An 18,394-nucleotide genomic window follows, 5' to 3' on the forward strand; every position below is an offset into this window, starting at 1 on the left:
AGGAGGAGGCCATGAAGGTCGGATTCGCACTGCCGCAGTTCAACAAGCAGGCTTTCGAGGTCGCGCGGGCCGCCGAGTTCGCGCGCGGGATCGAGTCGGCGGGCGGAGCCAGCCTGTGGGTGGGCGACCGGAATCTGGCCGCCATCGATCCGAGCGTCGGGTACGGCGGCGGGAGCACGATTCCGCCGGAGTTGAACGCGGCGGCCGATCCGTTCGTCCTGCTCGGCGTGGCCGCGAGCGCCACCGAGCGTGTCCTGCTCGGCAGCCACGTACTGGTGGCGCCGCTGTATCCGCCGGTCCAACTGGCCCGGTCGCTCACGACCGTTGACCTGATCAGCGGGGGACGCCTGCTCGCGGGGTTCGGCGTGGGCTGGTCGCCGGAAGAGTACGAGGCCGCGGGCGTGGACTTCGCCACGCGGGGCGCCAGGATGGACGAGACCCTGGACGTACTCGAAGAGATCTGGACGAAGGACCCGGCCGGGTACAGCGGGGCGCGGTTGTCGGTGCCGCTGCACCACGCGCCGCTGAAGCCCGCGCGGCGGCCCCGGCCGCCCGTGTACCTGGGCGCGCGCTCGGGGCGGGCGCTGCGCCGGATCGGGGAACGCGCCGACGGCTGGCTGCCGGTGTGCGTGGTGCCGGGCTTCGTGGACTTCGACGGCATCGTCCGGCAGCGGGCGCGGGTGGACGAGGCGGCGCGGACGGCGGGCCGCGATCCGCGCGTCATCGACGCGGTCTTGCGCGTCAACATCGAGGCGGGCACGTCCACGGAGCAGGTGGTGACGGTGATCAAGGCCGCGGGCGAACGTACCGGCATCGACCATGTGATGGTCGACACGATGTACAGCGACGCGGGCGTCGACCAGTCCGTGGAGCGGGCCTTGGCGATACTCGACGGCGTCCGCGCGGGCTGATCCGAGGAGCCGGTACCCCGGCCGGGCGCCGTACGTCGCCCGGCCGCCGGTTCGTACCCTCGCGGGCCCGCGGACTCGCAGACTCGCGGGCTCAGAGGATCTGGATGCTCTTGACCCGCGGAGGGCGGTTCGGGAACGTGATGTCGGTCCAGCGGTTGATCCGCACCGAGTCGCCGTTGACGTCGTAGTAGATCAGGTCGTTGTTGCCCGTGACGATCCGGTCGACCCACCAGCCGCCGAAGTCGGTCCGGCCCGAATTCGCGTAACAGTCTACGCTGTCACGGCCGTTGAGGTGCGAGTAGATCTTCAGGTAGTCCGCGCCGCCGACGCACTCGACGTGGTCGATGGCGAAGGCGGGGCCGCTCGGCACGGCGACGGTCAGCGCGGCGGCGGCGGCCAGCGCCATGGTCATCGAGCCGATGACCTTCTTGGCTTTCGAGATCACGCAAATCCCCTTCACACGGAGCCCGGCACCCGGCCCGGCTCGCTCGCTTCTCCGGGCCAGGAGGCGGCCCGCCGCCGATCTTGGTGTGATGCCTCTGGCAAATGCGGCAAGCGGAGCGATGTCGTCGGTTTTTGACTCGATCGAGCGAAGGTGTGTTTGTTCCGGGCGCGATTGGTTACGGGGCGGGCTCGGGGCGGGGGCGGTCCGTACGCGCGTAGACCAGGGCGGCTTCGGTGCGGTTGCGGACGCCGAGCTTCTCCAGGATGTGGGAAACGTGGACGGCGACGGTGCGGTCGCTGATGTAGAGGGAGCGGGCGATCTGGCGGTTGCTCTCGCCGCGGGAGAGCAGGGCGAGGACCTGGGCCTCGCGTTCGGTGAGGTCGAGGCGGGCCTGGGCGGCGACGGACCGGGTCGTGGGGTCGGGCGGCCGGGTGAGACGGCCGCGGGTGGCCAGTTCGTGGGCGAGGCGCAACAGCGGTGCTGCGGACAGGGGTTCGGCCAGGCCGAGGCAGGCGGCCAGGGCGCGGCCCGCCTGTTCGCGGCGGCCCGCGCGGATCGCGGTCCCGGCCTCGCGCAGGCGTGCGTACGCCTCGCGGTAGGGCTGGTCGGCGGCGCGCCAGGCGTCGGCGACCTGCCGCCAGGTCGCCCGGTCGTCGGAGCCGTCGGCGCGGGAGTGTTCGGCCGCGGCGAGGGCGCCGAAGGCGGCGACGACGGGTTCGCCGCAGTGGCGGGCGGCGATGGCGGCGGCGCGTTCGGCGAAGGTCACGGCGGAGCCGTCCCAGGCGGCGGGCAGGCCGTGGGGGCGTACCGGGCCCGGCAGCAGGGCGAGTTCGGCGGCGAGGCGGGCGCCGTCGGCGAGCAGCCGGATCTCCTCCTCGGCGAGAGCGCCGCCGCCGACGGCCCGCAGGCCGTGCAGGACGTGGTCGGCGGCCGTCGCCAACTCCCCCGCGTCCAGAGCCTGTTCGGCCTGGCAGGCGTGGCAGGGGCCGAGCAGGCGGGGGTCGTCGGGGGCTTCGGCGAGTACGGCGGTGAGTTCCGCGGTGCGGCGGCGGTCGCCGCGGGCGACGGCCAACTCCAGTTGGAGCAGGTGCAGATAGCGGGTGATGTGGGCGCTGGACTGGCCGACGAGTTCGGCCAGGAGCTGGTCGGCCTCCGGCCAGCGGCCGGTGGCGACGAGGACCGCGGCCGTGTTGAAGTCCAGGACGGCGGTGAGCGGGGGCGGCGCGCCGAGTTCGCTGGCCGCGCGGCGTCCGGTCAGGGCCACTTCGCGCGCCTCCGCGAAGCGGCCCCCCGTACAGAGCAGGTACATGTGGTTGCTGGCCGCGCGCAGGACATCCTCGACGGAGTCCGTACGGCGGGCCAAGTCGCGTGCGGCGCACAGGGCTTCGAGGCCCGCCTCCAGGTCGCCGCGCTGGGCGCGGACGATGCCGAGGGTGGTGAGGGCGTGGGCGTGCTCGGCGAGGGCGCCGATGCGCTCGGCCATCCGTAAGGCCCGTTGCGCCAGCGGCAGCGCGCCGTCCGGGTCGCCGACCTGGACGCGCATGTCGGCCGCCGCCGCCAGGACTCTGGCTTCGAGGGCGCCGGTCGCCTCGGGCGCCGTGGCCAGGAGCCCTTGCGCCTCTTCCAGTGCGGCGATGGCGCCCCAGGGGTCTCCGGCCTCGCGGCGGTAGGCGCCGAGGCGTTCGAGCAGGCGGGCGCGGTCTTGTGCGTGTGCCTGTGCCTGCGCTTCTGCGTGTGCTTGTGCGTGTGCCTGCCCTTGTACGGCGGCTGCCGCGTGGCTTCCGTCGGCGCGGTACGCCTCGGCGGAACGCGGGCCGTGGCGTGGTGTGTTGAGGGTGGCCGGGCCGCCGCCCGCCGACAGGGCCAGCGCGCGGGTGACGTACTCCGTGGCGCTCTGGGGCTCGCCCGCGTAGCTGGCCGCGCGGGCGGCCTCCGGCCAGAGAGAGGTGGCGGCGGCCTCGGAGAGGTGGTCGGAGAGGGTGACGGCGAGGGCGTAGAGGCGGTGGGCCTCGGGGTACGCGCGGGCGTTGACGGCCAGGCGGGCGGCTGTCAGGGCCGAAGTGGCCGCGCGGGCGGGGCAGTCGGCGAGGTGCCAGTGCCGGGCCAGGAGGGCGGGGTCCGAGGCGGTACGGGCGGCGAGGGCGTGCGCGTAACGGCGGTGCAGGCGGCGGCGCTCGCCCGGGAGCAGGTCGGCGTACAGGATCTGGCGGATCAGGCCGTGCGGGAGGGCGTAACCGTCCTCGGTGGAGGTGAGCAGGCGCTGCTCGACGGCCCGGCGCACGGCGGCCAGCAGCGTTCGCTCGGGTAAGGGGACGGTGGCGGCGAGGAGTTCGTGCGTCATGCCGTCGTCGGTCACGGATATCTGGTCGATGACCTCGCGGACGTCGGCGTCCACGCAGCTCACGCGGGCGAGGACCACTTCCGCGATGGACGCGGGCGGCCAGGGGCGGGCCGCCCGCGCCAACTCCTGTGCGTACAGCGGGTTTCCCTCCGCCGCCGATACGGCCGCCGCCACGTCGGCGGCGTCCGCGTCGGCGGGGAGCAGCGCGGTCACCAGCTCGGCGACCTCCGCGTCCGCCAAGCCGCTCAGCCGCAGCCGCGTCACCCTCGGACATCGGCCCAGCTCCGCGAACCAGCGCCGCGCGTCCGCCGTCAGCTCCTCCTCCCTCACCGTGGCCACGATCAGCACCGGCTGTCGTCTCAGCCGCACCGCCAGAAACGCCAGCAGATCGCGCGTCGACGCGTCCGCCCAATGCAGGTCCTCCAGCACCAGCACCAGCGTCGTTCGCGCCGACATCTCCCCCAGCACCCCCAGCACCCGCTCGAACACCCGCTGCCGCGTGGCCGGCCGCCCCCCACCGAACGCGTACGCCGCGCCCCGTCCACCGGCCGGCCCGGTCTCAGCCCACCCGTCAAAGCCCCCGCGCCCTCGCGCAGCACCCCCGGCTACGGGCGCGGGGCCGACCCCGGCATCGCCGAACCCCCTCCCCGCGCCGGAACGGCCGGACCCACCGGCCACGCCGTCCGCCAGCGGACCGCCGTCCGACGGACCGGCCGCACCCCCGAAGCTCCCCGGCGAACGCGCGCCGCCGTCCGGCGAGGGTTCGCGCTCGTGTGGAGCGGCACCGGGGGCGGGGTGGGGGGCCGCGCCGGAGGCGAAGAGGTCGCGGAGGGCGGCGATGAAGGGGCCGTAGGCGAGGGTGGGGCCGGTGAGGGGGACGGAGTCGCCGGTGCGGAGGCGGGCGTGGCGGGGGGCGGTGGTGACGAGGGTGGCGAGCTCTTGGACGAGGCGGGTCTTGCCGAGACCCGCCTCGCCGGTGACGAGGAGGAGTTGGGCCTGGCCGGCCGCCGCGCGGTCGAAGGCGGCGACGGCGGCGCGCTTCTCGGGGTACCGCCCGACGAAGGGCGCTGACTTGGTCATGTGCGCAGTGTGAGCACGCGGCAGCGGTGTGTCGACGGCGAAGCGAAGAAGCTGCCATCGGGGGCGGAGCGAAACCGGCCCATTTTCATCGTGGCCGGTACGGGCGTTCCGCAAAGGCCGCGTGAAGGTTTGGTGCCTGGTGGCGGACGGTGTTCGCTCACCGGACGCGGCGGGAACCCGGCGTGATTCCCCGCGCCGCGCCCCGGCGGCGGTCTCGTATCTGTCGCAAACAGAAATCCGTGAAGTCCCCGGCCGTACACGGGTATACGCCGAAAAGGGGTCACCCGGCGGTCGTGGACGAGTACATCTAGTCAATTCCCACATACGCGCCTACGTCATGTTGCAGACGTGCGCGAGCGCTTTACCACCGCATAGTTGGCCCGGTTCGGCCCGGCGGCCAGCCGCGGCCGAAGACCGCTCGACGGAACCGGGAGGAGGAAACCCCATGAAGAAGATGTCGATCCGCAAGGCCGGCACCATCCGCCTGACCAGCTCCGCGTACTACTGCTGCTCGGCCCTCTAGCAACACCGCCGGAGCCGGGCCCTGTTGACCACTTCGCGCAGGCCCCGGCTCCGGTGACCGGCTCCGGTCACCGACTTCCCCGTAGAGAGGCACCCCGCATGACCGTGACCTCGTCGGACGGCACCACGACCGCGCCGGACGGCGGCGGCGGCGCGGTCCTGCTGCACAAGCTCACGATGATCCCCGAGGACGACGGCGTGATGGTCGGCCGTCCGGACACCGCCTCGTACGCCGTCTTCCCCGAGGAGGGCGCTGAGGCGCTGCGGATGCTGGAGGCCGGGGTGCCGGTGGCCGAGGTGGCCGCCTGGTACGAACGGACCTGCGGCGAGCCGCTGGACGTGGACGACTTCCTCGACGTCCTGGCCGATCTGGGGTTCCTGCGCGGGGACGGCGAGGACGAGCCGGCCGGCCCGGTGCGCTGGCAGCGGCTCGGCGCCTGGACGTTCTCCTGGCCCGCCTGGCTGGTCTACCTCGCGCTGATGGTGACCGCCGCCGCCTGGATGATCAGGGACTCGTCGCTGCGGCCCTCGTACCACGACGTGTTCTTCACCGACCATCTCGCGCTCATCCCGATCGCCCTGACGGTCGTTCAGATCCCCTGCATCCTCGTGCACGAGGGCTATCACGCCCTGTCCGGGCGGCGGTTGGGGCTGCCGTCCACGCTCACGATCAGCCGCCGGCTGTACTACCTGGTCGCCGAGACCCGGCTGGACTCGCTGTTCAGCGTGGAGCGCAAGCGGCGCTATCTGCCGTTCGTGGCCGGGATGCTGGCCGACGCCGTGCTGATCTCGGGCCTGACGCTGCTGGCCGTGGCGCTGCGCGGACACGGCCCCGCGTGGCTCTCCGCCCTGATGCTGGCGATCTCCTTCACGTGTGTGATGCGGCTGCTGTGGCAGTTCATGTTCTACCTGGAGACCGACCTCTACTACGTCCTCACCAACGCCCTGCGCTGCTCCGACCTCCAGAACGCCGCCCGCTTCCAGGTGCGTACGCTCTTCCGCCGCTGGACGCGCAGGCCGCCCCCGGTGGCCGACCCCGACGCCGAATGGTCCGACCGCGACCGGCGGATGGCGCGCTGGTACGCGCCGATGCTGGTGGTCGGTTACGGATTCTCGCTCGGCAGCCTGCTGTGGGCGGGGATTCCGACCACCGTGCACTTCTGGTCGCAGATCAACAACCGCTTCAGCGATTCCGGGACGGCCACCAGCGGGATTCTCGACGCGATCAGCTTCGTCGGCCTCACCGCACTCCAGTTCGGGCTGCTGCTTTACGTGACAGTACGGGACCGGCGCGCCGCGAAGGAATCCCGTGGGGATTCGGAACGGGAAGAGGAGCAGGGCCCGAACGGCCAGGAGCCGGAAATCGCAGGCGTCGCTTAAAGCACGCCTTTCCTCTTGGAGCGCTCGGCTCGCTTCCCCCGCTCAGCTCGCTTCCCCCGCTTTGTTCGCTCACCCCGCTTTGTTCGCTCGCCCCGCTCAGCTCGCATGAACCCCACGAACCTCAGGAACTCCCAGGAACTCCAGGACCACAAGGAGCACTTCATGACCTCGTCCCCGCCTCGGCACTGCTGGGTCGCCGCCACCTGCACCGCCGCCGACCCCGCCGACCCGGCCGGTTCCGTCACGTACGGCGACCTCCCGCCCGCGCCCGAGCCCGACATCGACGTGCGCTGTCACCGCCGGCTGCGGGGCCCGTACACCGGGGGCGGGGCCCTGCTGCGCGCGGTGATCCCCGAACTGGCGGGCGAGCACGACGAGTTCATTGCCGCGCGGGCCACCGAGGTGATCTCGCTGGCACCCGACCTGGCACCCCGGGTGCCGATCGCGCCGCAGACGCTGACCGCGCTCGCCAGCCGCGCCGAGCGCACCCGCTTCTACTCCGTCGCCCGTACGCTGCGCGTCTCGCACGGCGTCGCCGAGCTGCTGACGGACTGGGCGCGTACCGTCCGCCCCGGCGGTACGGTGATCCGCTTCCGTGAGCTGGACGACGCCGACCCCACCGACCGTGAGCTGGTCTCCGTCCTGCTGCGGCGCTGCGACCCGACCGTCCTGCGGCTGGTCGTGGAGACGGACGGTCTCGCCGACGACGAGTTGGGGCAGGCGCTGCGCACGTACGCCGACCGGGCCGCGCCGGAATCGGCCGGGACCCCGGACGAGCGGCCGGACGAGCGGCCGGACGAGCACCTGGACGAGCACCTGGCGGGCGCCGATCTCGCGCAGCTCTACATCGACGCGGACGGCACCAGCAAGGACCCGCGACTGATCGCCGCCTACGAGGCGTTGGACCCGGCCGAGCGGGCCGCCCGGCACAGCGCCCGCGCGGAGCTGCTGGCCGAACGCGCCGAGCCGGGTGTGTCGTTGGGCGCGCACCTGTACCACCTGGAGCACGGCACCGACCCGGCGGCCGGGGCGGGCACCGCCTTCGTGGACGCCTGCGAGTCCTGCTTCGACAGCGGCTTCTACGAGGCGGCGCTGGAGATCTCGCAGCGCGGGCGGGCGCTGTTCGGCGACGCGCGGCCCAAGCCGTACTGGAACCTCACCAACAAGATCGGCGCGTGCCTGTCGTATCTGCGGCGCGGCGAGAAGGGCTTCTCGTACTTCGCCGAGCTGCGGTCGGGCAGCACCGAGCCCGAGATCCACATGAATAGCTGCTACATGATGGCGATGCTCTACACCCGCCACCTGCCCAAGGGCATGCACGACGAGATGCGGGCGCTGGAGTGGGTCAACACCGCGATCGCCATCGCGGACTGGAACCCGGACCCGCACCGCCGGGTCTTCGTGGGCGCTTTCATGCGGAACGCGAAGGCGCTGGTCGAGCTGCACCGCGCCGACCTGGACGCGGCGCTGGCGCTGGTCAACGACGCCATCGCGATGACGGACGAGGATCTCGGCCCGGACGAGCAGCTTCTGCACCGCTCGGTGCTGCGCTACAACCGCGCGCAGATCCTGGCCGCGCGCGGCGACCACGAGGGCTCGCTCGCCGACTACGACCTGGTGATCAGCCGCGACCCCGACTACGGCGACTACTACTTCGAGCGGGCCGGAGGGCGGCGCGCCAACGGGCAGTTCGACGCGGCGCTCGCCGACTACGCCGAGGCGATCCGGCTCAGCCCGCCGTTCCACGAGGCGCACTTCAACCGGGCCGATCTGCTGCGGGAGTTGGGCGACGAGGAAGCCGCGCTGCGCGATCTGGACTACGCGGCGATCCTCGACCCCGGCCACGTCGACACCCTCGTCAACCGGGCCGACCTGCTGATGGCGCTCGGGGAGATCGAGCAGGCGACGGCGGACGTCGAGGCGGGTCTCGCGCTGGACTCCAAGAACGCCAACCTGCTGTGCGCGCAGGGGACTCTGCTCGCCGAGTCCGAGCAGGTCGACGCGGCCTTCACCAGTTTCACCGCCGCCCTGGAGTCCGACCCGTCGTTCGTCGCCGCCTGGGTCAACCGGGCCGTGCTCTCGTACTCCGCCGGGCGGCTGCCGGAGGCCGTGGACGATCTGGACCACGCGATCGAGCTGGCCGACGACCCGGTGCTGCGCGGCAACCGGGCGCTGGCGCTGTACGACCTGGGCGCGTACGAACGGGCCCTGGCCGACCTGGACATCGCGATCCCGGCGCTCGCCGACGAGGACCCCGACCTGCTCTACCGGCGCGGCGCCGTACGCCTCGCGCTCGGCGAGACGGACGGCGCCTTCGCCGACTGGCGCGACCACCTGGCGGCCTACGGGGAGGGCGAGGCGTCGCCCTTCGTGGAGGAGATCGCCGAGCGGATGCGGGAGTTCGTGCCGGGCGACGGGGAGTCGGCAGCGGTCGGCCGGGAGTCCGTACCGAGCGGCCGGGAGGGCGCGGCGTGACCGCGTCCGCCGAGGCGCCCGCCTCCGTACCGGAGTTGGAGGCCGGTGTGGGGCCCGGGCTCTACCGGGCGGTGATGCGGCAGCACGCGAAGGGCGTCGCCGTCATCACCGCGGGCGAGGACGCCGGGCCGCCGGTCGGCTTCTGCGCCACCTCGCTGACGTCGGTCTCCCTCGACCCGCCGCTGGTCTCCTTCACCGTCGGCCTGCACGCGGCGTCCTTCACCGCTGTGGAGAGCGCCCGCCATGTCGCCGTCCACCTGCTCGCCGAGGGCCAGGAGGACACCGCCCGGCGCTTCGCCCACGGCGGGGCCGCGAAATTCGGGGCGGCCACCGCCTGGCACCGGGGGCCGCGCGGCCTGCCCGTGCTGGACGACGTCCTCGCCGCGCTGATCGTCTCCCTCGTCCAGCTCGTGCCGGTCGGCGACCACGCCCTGGCCATCGGCCGGGTCGTCGAGGCCACCCACGCCCCCTCCCCCGCCCGGCCGTTGATCCACCACGACGGCGCGTTCGTCCATCTGGCGCTTCCCTAGGGTGTGTTGACGGCCCGGCGGGACGACCCCGCGGGCTCCCCGTCCACCGTTCGGTGGACAGCGGAGTACCCGTACGGTCGTCCCGCCGGGCCGTCCGCCCCGGTCGACCGGCTCGGCGCCCGGCTGGAGCGCCCCCGGCTGTCCGGGCGCGATGCGGTACGGATTCTGCGAACCCCTCTTCCGCGTCGTCGGCTTGACGGGGGGTCAGCCGGTGGCGGTCACCGGCGCCATCTTGTCGGCGATCCCCGGATTCTTCGCGAGCCACTTCTTGACGCCCGCCGCCGTGTTGTCCTGGCCGGCGGACTGGATGTCGGCCTCCAGGGAGCTGAGCTGCTCCTCGGTGAGGTGGAAGTCCTTCATCCAGGCGGTGACCTGCGGCAGCTTGTCCGCCCGGCCCTTGTTGGCCAGATTGTGGATGGAGTCCGCCTTGCCCCACAGGCCCTTGGGGTCGGCGAGCTTGGTCAGCTCGTACGTGCTGTAGGCCCAGTGCGGGGACCACAGGACGACGGCGACCGGCTTGTGCTGCGCGTAGTCCCGCTTCAGCTCGGCGAGCATGGCGGAGGTGGAGCTGCTGACGACCTTGTACTCGCTGTCGAGGCCGTAGCCCTTGAGCACCGTGGAGTTGAGCAGCTTCATCTCGCCCGCGCCCGGCTCGATGCCGATGATCTTGCCGCCGAACTCCTTGCCCCGGCCCTTGAGATCGGCCATGGACGAGACGCCCTTGACGTAGGACGGGACGGAGACCTCCAGGGACGTCTGGTCGTACCACTTGCCGAGGTCGGCGTAGTCCTTGCCGTACTGCTGGAGGTAGGACGCGTGCGTGGTGGGCAGCCAGGCGTCGGTGAGGTAGTCGAAGTTGCCGGTGGACAGGCCGGTGAAGGCGGCGCCGGGGTCGTAGGTGTTGACCTGGGCCTTGTAGCCGCGCGAGTCCAGGACTTCCTTCCACAGGTTGGCCGACGCGATGGACTCGTCCCAGTTGAAGGAGCCGATCTTGACCGTCCGGCCCTTGCCGACGTCCGCCGAACCGGCCGTCGCGGGGCCGTCGTCGGAGTCGCCGCCGAAGATGCCGGTGCCGCAGGCGATCAGGGCGAGCGCGACGACGGCGGACAGGCCGACGGCGGGGCGCGGGCGGTAGCGCAGCACGCTCAGGCCGCGCGTCGGGAGCTTCGCGCGGGCCAGCGCGAGGGCGCGGCGGCCCAGCGGCGAGACCTGGTCGCCGAGCGCGCCGGTGATCCGGTCGAGGTAGATGGCCAGGATGACCACCGCGATGCCGCCCTCGAAGCCGAGGCCGATGTTGACCTGGCTGATCGCGCCGAAGACGGTCGAGCCGAGCCCTTCGGCGCCGACCATGCCGCCGATGACGACCATCGACAGCGTCAGCATGATGACCTGGTTGACGCCCGCCATGATGGTCGGCAGCGCCAGCGGCAACTGCACGCGCATCAGCGTGCGGCCCGGCGACGTACCGAACGCGTCGGCGGCCTCGACCAGTTCCTCGTCCACCTGCCGGATGCCCAGCTCGGTCATCCGGACGCCGACCGGCATCGCGAAGACGATGCAGGCGATGACGGCCGGGACCGTGCCGAGGCTGAAGAAGATGATCGCCGGGATCAGGTACACGAAGGCGGGCAGCGTCTGCATGACGTCGAGCACCGGCCGGACGACCATGCTCGCGGTCCGGCTGCGTGCCGCCCAGATGCCCAGCGGCACCGCGAGCAGCAGGGCCACGACACCGGAGACGACGACCAGGGACAGCGACTGCATCGCCTCGTCCCACTGCGCGATGGAGTCGATCAACGCGAAGCCGAGGAAGGCGAGTACGCCCGCCGGGAGGCCGCGCATCCACAGCGCGATCACCGCGAGGATGGCCGCCATGAGCAGCGGCGGCGGGCCGCCGAGCACCCATTCCACGCCGTCGTACATGTGGTTGACGACGCTGCTGATCGCGTCGAAGAGCCAGGAGAGGTGGTCCGTCAGCCAATTGACGGCGTCCTCCGCCCAGTTACCGAGGTGGATCCTAGGCACGGGCGGCCTCCTTCCCTTCGAAGGACCCGGATTCGACGGAGCCGGACTCGACGGAGCCGGATTCGGGCGCGGAATCGACGGTCCCGGATTCGGGCGCGGTCTCGTCCTCGTGGTCGCCGAGCGCCGCGAGCAGCGCCACGCGCGGGATCACTCCGGTGAGCCGCCCGTCGTCGTCCACGACGGCCAGCGGCAGCTTCGTCCGCGAGGCGGGCGTGAGCAGGCCGGACAGCGGGGTGTCGGCCTGGGTCGTCACGCAGTCGGTGTCCATGAGGTCGCGCACGGTGCCATCGTTGTCAGCCTGCGTGCAGCTGACCTCGGTGACCGTGCCGACCAGCTTGCGACCGCCCTCGGCCCCGCCCTCGACGACGAAGGCGGCGGACGCGTGGTCGTCGCGCAGGACGCTCATCGCGGCGCGCGGCCCGTCGTCCGGGCTGACCATCACGCGCGGTTCCTCCATGATCGAGGCGGCGGTGAGCACACGGGAGCGGTCGACGTCCTGCACGAAGCTGGCCACGTAGTCGTCGGCCGGTTCGGTGAGGATGTCCTGCGCGGTGCCGATCTGGACGATCCGGCCGTCGCGCATGACGGCGATACGGTCGCCGAGCCGCATGGCCTCGTTCAGGTCGTGGGTGATGAAGACGATGGTCTTGCGCAGCCGCTGCTGGAGTTCGAGGAGCTGGTCCTGCATGTCGCGGCGGATCAGCGGGTCCAGCGCGGAGAACGACTCGTCCATCAGCAGCAGTTCGGCGTCGGTGGCCAGCGCGCGGGCCAGGCCGACGCGCTGCTGCATACCGCCGGACAGCTCGTCGGGCCAGGACTTCTCCCAGCCGCTGAGGCCGGTCATCGCCAGCGCCTCGGCGGCCTTGGCCTCGCGCTCCTCGCGCGGGCGGCCCTGGACTTCGAGGCCGTAGGCGGCGTTCTCCAGCACGCTGCGGTGCGGGAAGAGCGCGAAGTGCTGGAAGACCATGCTGATCCTGCGGGAGCGCAGGTCGCGCAGGGCCTTCGCGGACAGGGCCGTGAGGTCCCGCCCGTCGAACAGCACCCTGCCCGAGGTGGGCTCCAGCAGACCGTTCAGCATGCGCAGCAGGGTGGACTTGCCCGATCCCGACAGGCCCATCACGACGAATATCTCGCCGGGTTCCACGGTGAAGGAGGCGTCGACGACCGCCGCGGTCGTCCCTTCCTCCCTCAGTTTCTCGCGGTCGGCGCCTTCCTGAAGCCGACGTACTCCTTCCTTCGGCCTTCTGCCGAAGATCTTGCTTACGTGCTCGACGACGAGCTGTGTCACGGTGGCCTTTCGGGGCAGGGGACAGAGCGGAGCCGAACCTTCCGACTCCGCGTCGCCGCCTACCCGAGGTCACACGCAGCGCAAACAAGACGGCTTAAATCGGTCCTCTATGCCCGATTTGATGTCGCTTTGCGGGGCAGCTCATTGTGACCGGATCGTGTCCAAGAACGCAGGGGGCTCGTCAGCCCCGCCTGACACTCAGGCCCCGTGCGGCGCACTGGCGGCGTCCGTCTCCGTCATCGTGTCCGTCTCGGCCGCCGCGCCTGTCTCGACCGCCGCGTCCGGCTCCGCGTCCGGCTCCGCGTCCGGCTTCAGGGTGCCCGCCGCGACGCTCGCGATGACACAGAAGGCGACCGGCAGGGCGAAGGTGGCGTTCAGCGGCATGAAGTGGGTGAGCGGGCCGATGACGGCCGGGCCCGCGAGCATGCCGAGGTAGCCGAGGCCCGCCACGCGGGAGACGTTGGCGCCCGCCGCGTCCTTGTCCGCGTGGCCGGCGGCGCTGAAGAGCTGCGGGATGCAGCCGGACAGGCCGATACCGAAGACCGTCCAGCCGATGAGGGCCAGCGGGACGCTGTTGGACAGCGCGGCCGTGGCGAGACCGACGGCGCCGAGGGCGGAGCCGTACCGCAGGACCGCGACCGTGCCGACGCGGGCGGCGACCGAGTCGGTCAGGAAGCGGCCGACGGTCATCGCGGTGGCGAACGCGCCGTACGCGAGGGCGGCGGTGGCCTGCGGGGCGTCGAGGACGTCGCGCAGGTGGAGCACGCTCCAGTCGTTGGCGACGCCTTCGCTGAGCATGAGCATCAGGGCGAGGGCGGCGAGGATCCAGATACGGGAGGGGGTCTTGCGCGCGGACTTGGCCGCCGCCTTGGGCGTATCCGTGGCCGTATCCGTACCCGTGGCCGTCGCCGCGCCCGTGGCCGTATCCGTGGCCGCGCTCGCGTCCGCCCGCTCGGCCACTTCCTTGGGGAGCAGCGCCGGGGCGGCCAGGGCCATGACGGCGAGGCCGACCAGGGCCGCGGCGCCGAGGGTGACCGCCGGGCTCCAGCCGAGCTTCAAGGTGAGCGCGCCGAGCAGGGAGGCGATGACGCCGCCGACCGAGAAGACGGCGTGGAAGGCGGACATGATGGGCCGGGCGTATCCGTGCTCGACCTGGACGGCGTGGGTGTTCATGCTGACGTCGAGGGAGCCGTTGCCGAAGCCGAAGACGAACAGGGCGGCGGCCAGCGCCCACGGGTTGGTGGCCAGGCCCGGCAGGACGACGGCCGCGGCGCACAGCGTGGCGCTCGCGGGTACGACCTTGCGGGAGCCGATCCGGTCGGTGAGGGGCCCGGCGAGCTGCATGCCGATGAAGGCGCCCCCGCCGAGCAGCAGAAGGAGCCAGCCGAGCACGGCGTGGCTGATGCCCACGCGGTGTTCGATGGCGGGAATGTGCACGATCCACATGCCCAGGACGAAGCCGTTGAGAGCGAAGAAGGCGAAGGTGGCCAGCCGTCCGGCCCGCAGGGATCTCTCCATGGTTCGAACGTAACGAACAGATTCTCTGTTTGTAAAGTTGCAATCCGAACATCTCGGGTGTTCGATTGCGTCATGGCGAGTACGGCGGGCGGTACTGAGGGAACGGGCGGCGCGGCGCACGCCGGGGCGGCGGAACGGCTGCGGCGGATCGCGGAGGCCGTGCGCGAGGCGGGCCGGATGAGCGTCGCTGACCTGGCGGAACTCACCGACACCTCCGAGATGACGATCCGCCGCGATCTGGAGGCGCTGGCCGAGCAGGGCGTCATCGAGCGCTACCGGGGCGGCGCCCGGAGCCTGCTGCTGCGCGGCGAGGAGCCGCCGTTCGCGCTGCGCGCGCAGGACGGGAGCGACGCGAAGCGGCGGATCGCCGCCGCCGTCGCGCAGATGCTCACCGACGGCGAGTCCGTCGTGCTCGACAGCGGCACCACATGTCTAGAGGTCGCGCGCGCCCTGGAACACCGGCGCCTGACCGTCATGCCGCTGTCCCTCCACGCGGCCAACGCCCTCACCGGCGCCGCCCACGTCAAGCTGCTGCTGCCGGGAGGCGAGCCCCGCCCCGGCGAACTCGCCCTCACCGGACCGCTCACCGAGGCGTCGCTCGCCTCCCTGCGCTTCGACACCGCCGTCATCGGCTGCTGCGGCCTCACCGCGGCCGACGGCCTCACCGCCTACGACCTCGCCGACGCCGCCGTCAAGCGCGCCGCGATCTCCGCCGCCCGCAGGGTCATCGCCGTCGCCGACGCGGCCAAGTTCTCCCGTACGGCGCTGGCGTTCGTCGCCGCGCCGACCGCCCTCGACGCCGTCGTCACGGACGGCGCGGCCCCCGCCGAGGAGACGGAAGCCCTCGCGGCGGCCGGAGTCACGGTCCACACCGTCTGAGACGTGTCCCTCGGGGGCCCTTCCCGCCTCCCGCGAACGGCGCGCGGGCAGGGGGCGCGCCGGGGTGAAACCTTGCGACGGGGGGATCACCCGAACCCGTGAAGGGTGGGGAAAACGCCTGGCGGCGGCGTTGTGGCGGCGGGCTGAGGTGATCGCGGGGGCGCGCGCCCCTTCCCGCCCCGGCCGGAAGGTTTGCACCACTCGCGGCGCGAAGTCGCCCCCCGCGCGCCGTACCGGGACGGCGCCCCGGGCTGTTTCGCTGGTTCCCGTGCGGTGGGCCGTCCGGTCCCGGGGCCGTTCGGTCCCGCGGGCCGTCCGGTCCGCAACCGGCCTGTGCGCACAGCTCTGTTCCCCGTCCCGGAGGCAAAGTGCCCGCTTCGGAAAGCACCATCAGCCCCACGACCGACGAGCCGCCGCCCGCCGCACCCGGCGACGGCGCGCGGCTCACCAGCCTCAGCACCCTGGGGGCGCGGCAACTCGCCACCACCACCAAGTCAGAACCGCAGATGCGCGGGATCAGCTCGCGCTGGCTGCTCAGGATGCTGCCCTGGGTGGACGTCCCGAGCGGCACCTACCGCGTCAACCGCAGGCTCCAACTCCACGTCGGCCAGGGCAGGGTGAGCTTCGACCAGAACGGCGCCGACGACGTCCGGGTGATCCCGGAGACGCTGACCGAACTCCCGGCGCTGCGCGGCTACCAGGACACCGACGTGCTGCGGGAACTGGCCGGCCGCTACGAGGTCCGCCAAGTGCACGCCGGAGAAGCGCTGTTCACGGCAGGGCAGCCGATCACCGACACCTACCTCGTCGTCCGCGGACGGCTGACCCGGTACACCGAGGGCAAGTACGGGGAGGAGGCGGTCACCGGAGTCGTCACCGACGGGGGCCAGTTGGGGGACGAGGCCATCGGCCAGGACGAGCCGCGGTGGACGTCCTCGGCGCGGGCCGACACCGCGGCCGTCCTGCTCACCGTCCCCTGGACCGTCGTGGCCGAAGTCGCCGACCGCGTCCCCTCCTTCGCCGCGCACCTGGCCGCGTACGCCGAGCGGCAGCGACGGCCGACGAACCGGCGCGGCGAGGCGGACGTCCCGACGCAGGCGGGGCACCGCGGCGAGCCGTCGATCCCCAGCGGCTACGTGGACTACGAACTGGCCCCGCGCGAGTACGAGTTGTCGCTGACCCAGACCACGCTGCGCGTGCACAGCAGGGTCGGGGACCTCTACAACGACCCGATGGACCAGACCCAGCAGCAGCTCAAGCTGACCATCGAGGAGATCCGCGAGCGCCAGGAGTGGGAGCTGGTCAACAACCGCGACTTCGGGCTGCTGCACAACACCGAGTACGACCAGCGGATCAGCACCTTCAGCGGGCCGCCGACACCGGACGACCTGGACGAACTGCTGTCCATGCGGCGCGGCACCCGCTTCCTCATCGCCCACCCGAAGGCGATCACCGCCTTCTTCCGGCAGGTGAGCAAGCGCGGTCTGATGCCGGGCCTCGCCGACGTCAACGGGCACGCGGTGCCCGCCTGGCGCGGTGTGCCGCTGCTGCCCTGCGGCAAGATCCCGGTCACCGCGCACCACACCAGCAGCATCATCGCGCTGCGTACCGGTGAGGACGACCAGGGCGTGGTCGGCCTGCTTCCGACCGCGCTGCCGGATCAGCTCCAACCGGGCCTGAACATGCGCCGCATGGGGGTGAGCACGACGGCGGTCATCAGCTATCTGGTCACCGCCTACTACTCGATGGCGATCCTCGTGCCCGACGCGGTCGGCATCCTGGAGAACGTCCAGCTCGGCAGGACCGTCGAGTGACCGGGCCGAGCGTGGACCACGCGACGGGCGCGCCCCCGGACACGGACGTGTCGCGGGCGGCGGCCACCACGGTGGCCACCGTCACCCCCACCGTCCCCCGGCAACTGCCCGGTCCGCAGAATCTCACCCGGACGCTCAAGGCCCGGCGCACCGGGGCCGTTCCCGGTCTCAGGTACCAGCCCGCGCCGCCCGTGGACCAGGCGAAGGTCGACGAGGTGGACCGGCGGCTCGAGGAGTGGGCGCGCGGCCTCGACCTGTTCCCGCCCGCGTGGAACGGGGACTTCGCGGGATTCCAGTTCGGCCGGGCCGTGGTGCTCCAGCATCCGGGCGCCGCCGACCTCGAACGGCTCACCGTCGCGGGCGAGTTGCTGCTCGCCGAGAACCTGGTGGACTCCTGCTACTGCGAGGAGGAGGAAGGAAGAGGCGGTTCCCACCAGGGCCTCGGCGGGCCGCTGCTCATGGCCCAGTCGGCGATCGACCCGCACCACGGCACGCCCGAGTCCGAGGCCCAGTGGCGGCTCGGCATGCAGGCGGACGGGCCCCTGCGCTCGTACCACTGGGCGATGAGGGACTACGCGGAGTTCGCCACCCCGAGCCAGACCACCCGCTTCATGCACGACATCGCCCGGCTGCACCTGGGCTATCTCGCCGAAGCGGCCTGGGCGGAGAAGCGTTTCGTCCCGCAGGTGTGGGAATACCTGGTGATGCGGCAGTTCAACAACTTCCGCCCCTGCCTGTCGATCATCGACGCGGTCGACGGGTACGAGCTGCCCGAGGCCGTCTACGCGCGGCCGGAGATCCAGCGGATCACGGCGCTGGCCTGCAACGCGACGACCATCGTCAACGACCTCTACTCCTTCACCAAGGAGCTGGAGGGCGACCCGACGCACCTCAATCTGCCGCAGGTCGTGGCCGCCAACGAGGGATGCGGCCTCAAGGCGGCCTATCTGGAGAGCGTCGAGATCCACAACCGGATCATGGGCTCCTTCGAGGAGGAGGCCGCCGCCGCGTCGGCGACGTCACCGCTGGTCGCGCGGTACGCACGCGGGCTGTCGGACTGGGTGGCCGGCAACCACGAATGGCACGCGACCAACACCCACCGATACCGCCTGCCCAACTACTGGTAGGCGCAGGCTGCTTCACCCGCTCCACGGCACGATGACCGATCCCAGTACCAAGAGGAGTC

Annotated in this window: 12 protein-coding genes; 7 read left to right on the forward strand and 5 right to left on the reverse strand. The window is 72.1% G+C overall.

The genetic code is table 11. The features are described 5' to 3' along the window. The first annotated feature begins 11 nt into the window (after positions 1–11). Positions 12–911 carry a TIGR03619 family F420-dependent LLM class oxidoreductase gene (locus tag ACZ37P_RS05780; protein WP_467345023.1) on the forward strand — a complete coding sequence of 300 codons (900 nt, stop codon included), beginning with the start codon at positions 12–14 and terminating at the stop codon, positions 909–911. 91 nt (positions 912–1,002) lie between these two features. Here ACZ37P_RS05780 and ACZ37P_RS05785 read toward each other — a convergent pair whose 3' ends face one another. Both ACZ37P_RS05785 and ACZ37P_RS05790 read right to left on the reverse strand, forming a co-directional pair. Next, positions 1,003–1,356: a beta/gamma crystallin domain-containing protein gene (locus ACZ37P_RS05785; RefSeq protein ID WP_355336359.1), complete on the reverse strand. Its 354-nt coding sequence runs from the start codon at positions 1,354–1,356 to the stop codon at positions 1,003–1,005. A 175-nt stretch (positions 1,357–1,531) separates the two neighbouring features. Continuing rightward, on the reverse strand, positions 1,532–4,777 hold the full coding sequence (locus ACZ37P_RS05790; RefSeq protein WP_467345025.1) for a helix-turn-helix transcriptional regulator: 3,246 nt from the start codon (positions 4,775–4,777) through the stop codon (positions 1,532–1,534). Between the two features lie 621 nt (positions 4,778–5,398). Here ACZ37P_RS05790 and ACZ37P_RS05795 point away from each other — a divergent pair. From ACZ37P_RS05795 to ACZ37P_RS05805, 3 genes are all read left to right on the forward strand, one after another. Further along, entirely contained in the window at positions 5,399–6,679 is a 1,281-nt protein-coding gene (locus tag ACZ37P_RS05795; RefSeq protein WP_355336355.1) for a hypothetical protein, read from the forward strand. Between the two features lie 105 nt (positions 6,680–6,784). Further along, entirely contained in the window at positions 6,785–9,154 is a 2,370-nt protein-coding gene (locus ACZ37P_RS05800) for a tetratricopeptide repeat protein (protein ID WP_467345027.1), read from the forward strand. Between the two features lie 74 nt (positions 9,155–9,228). After that, positions 9,229–9,684: a flavin reductase family protein gene (locus ACZ37P_RS05805; RefSeq protein ID WP_355336440.1), complete on the forward strand. Its 456-nt coding sequence runs from the start codon at positions 9,229–9,231 to the stop codon at positions 9,682–9,684. A 204-nt stretch (positions 9,685–9,888) separates the two neighbouring features. On the opposite strand, the gene ACZ37P_RS05810 is transcribed toward ACZ37P_RS05805, so the two are convergent. The 3 genes from ACZ37P_RS05810 to ACZ37P_RS05820 all read right to left on the reverse strand — a co-directional run bounded on the left by ACZ37P_RS05810 (position 9,889) and on the right by ACZ37P_RS05820 (position 14,515). After that, on the reverse strand, positions 9,889–11,709 hold the full coding sequence (locus ACZ37P_RS05810) for an ABC transporter permease/substrate binding protein (RefSeq protein ID WP_391162545.1): 1,821 nt from the start codon (positions 11,707–11,709) through the stop codon (positions 9,889–9,891). After that, positions 11,702–12,997, reverse strand: a complete 1,296-nt coding sequence (locus ACZ37P_RS05815) for a quaternary amine ABC transporter ATP-binding protein (protein ID WP_467345030.1) — start codon at positions 12,995–12,997, stop codon at positions 11,702–11,704. Before ACZ37P_RS05815 ends, ACZ37P_RS05810 begins: the two co-directional genes overlap by 8 nt. Positions 12,998–13,195: 198 nt before the next feature. Further along, positions 13,196–14,515 carry an MFS transporter gene (locus ACZ37P_RS05820; protein WP_467345032.1) on the reverse strand — a complete coding sequence of 440 codons (1,320 nt, stop codon included), beginning with the start codon at positions 14,513–14,515 and terminating at the stop codon, positions 13,196–13,198. 72 nt (positions 14,516–14,587) lie between these two features. Here ACZ37P_RS05820 and ACZ37P_RS05825 point away from each other — a divergent pair, with 72 nt between their 5' ends. From ACZ37P_RS05825 to ACZ37P_RS05835, 3 genes are all read left to right on the forward strand, one after another. After that, positions 14,588–15,394, forward strand: a complete 807-nt coding sequence (locus tag ACZ37P_RS05825; protein ID WP_355336345.1) for a DeoR/GlpR family DNA-binding transcription regulator — start codon at positions 14,588–14,590, stop codon at positions 15,392–15,394. 368 nt (positions 15,395–15,762) lie between these two features. Next, positions 15,763–17,208, forward strand: a complete 1,446-nt coding sequence (locus ACZ37P_RS05830; RefSeq protein ID WP_467345033.1) for a family 2B encapsulin nanocompartment shell protein — start codon at positions 15,763–15,765, stop codon at positions 17,206–17,208. A 71-nt stretch (positions 17,209–17,279) separates the two neighbouring features. Further along, complete coding sequence (locus tag ACZ37P_RS05835; protein ID WP_401310128.1) at positions 17,280–18,335, forward strand: family 2 encapsulin nanocompartment cargo protein terpene cyclase; 1,056 nt, start codon at positions 17,280–17,282, stop codon at positions 18,333–18,335. The last annotated feature ends 59 nt before the right edge of the window (positions 18,336–18,394 follow it).

Source organism: Streptomyces sp. NPDC024632 (genome assembly GCF_055559175.1).

Excerpts from the sequence above, each read along its gene's own strand:
- ACZ37P_RS05800 (WP_467345027.1), top strand. The coding sequence starts at position 6,785 with ATGAACCCCACGAACCTCAGGAACTCCCAGGAACTCCAGGACCACAAG.
- ACZ37P_RS05780 (WP_467345023.1), top strand. The coding sequence starts at position 12 with ATGAAGGTCGGATTCGCACTGCCGCAGTTCAACAAGCAGGCTTTCGAG.
- ACZ37P_RS05825 (WP_355336345.1), top strand. The coding sequence starts at position 14,588 with ATGGCGAGTACGGCGGGCGGTACTGAGGGAACGGGCGGCGCGGCGCAC.
- ACZ37P_RS05795 (WP_355336355.1), top strand. The coding sequence starts at position 5,399 with ATGACCGTGACCTCGTCGGACGGCACCACGACCGCGCCGGACGGCGGC.
- ACZ37P_RS05805 (WP_355336440.1), top strand. The coding sequence starts at position 9,229 with ATGCGGCAGCACGCGAAGGGCGTCGCCGTCATCACCGCGGGCGAGGAC.
- ACZ37P_RS05790 (WP_467345025.1), bottom strand. The coding sequence starts at position 4,777 with ATGACCAAGTCAGCGCCCTTCGTCGGGCGGTACCCCGAGAAGCGCGCC.
- ACZ37P_RS05820 (WP_467345032.1), bottom strand. The coding sequence starts at position 14,515 with ATGGAGAGATCCCTGCGGGCCGGACGGCTGGCCACCTTCGCCTTCTTC.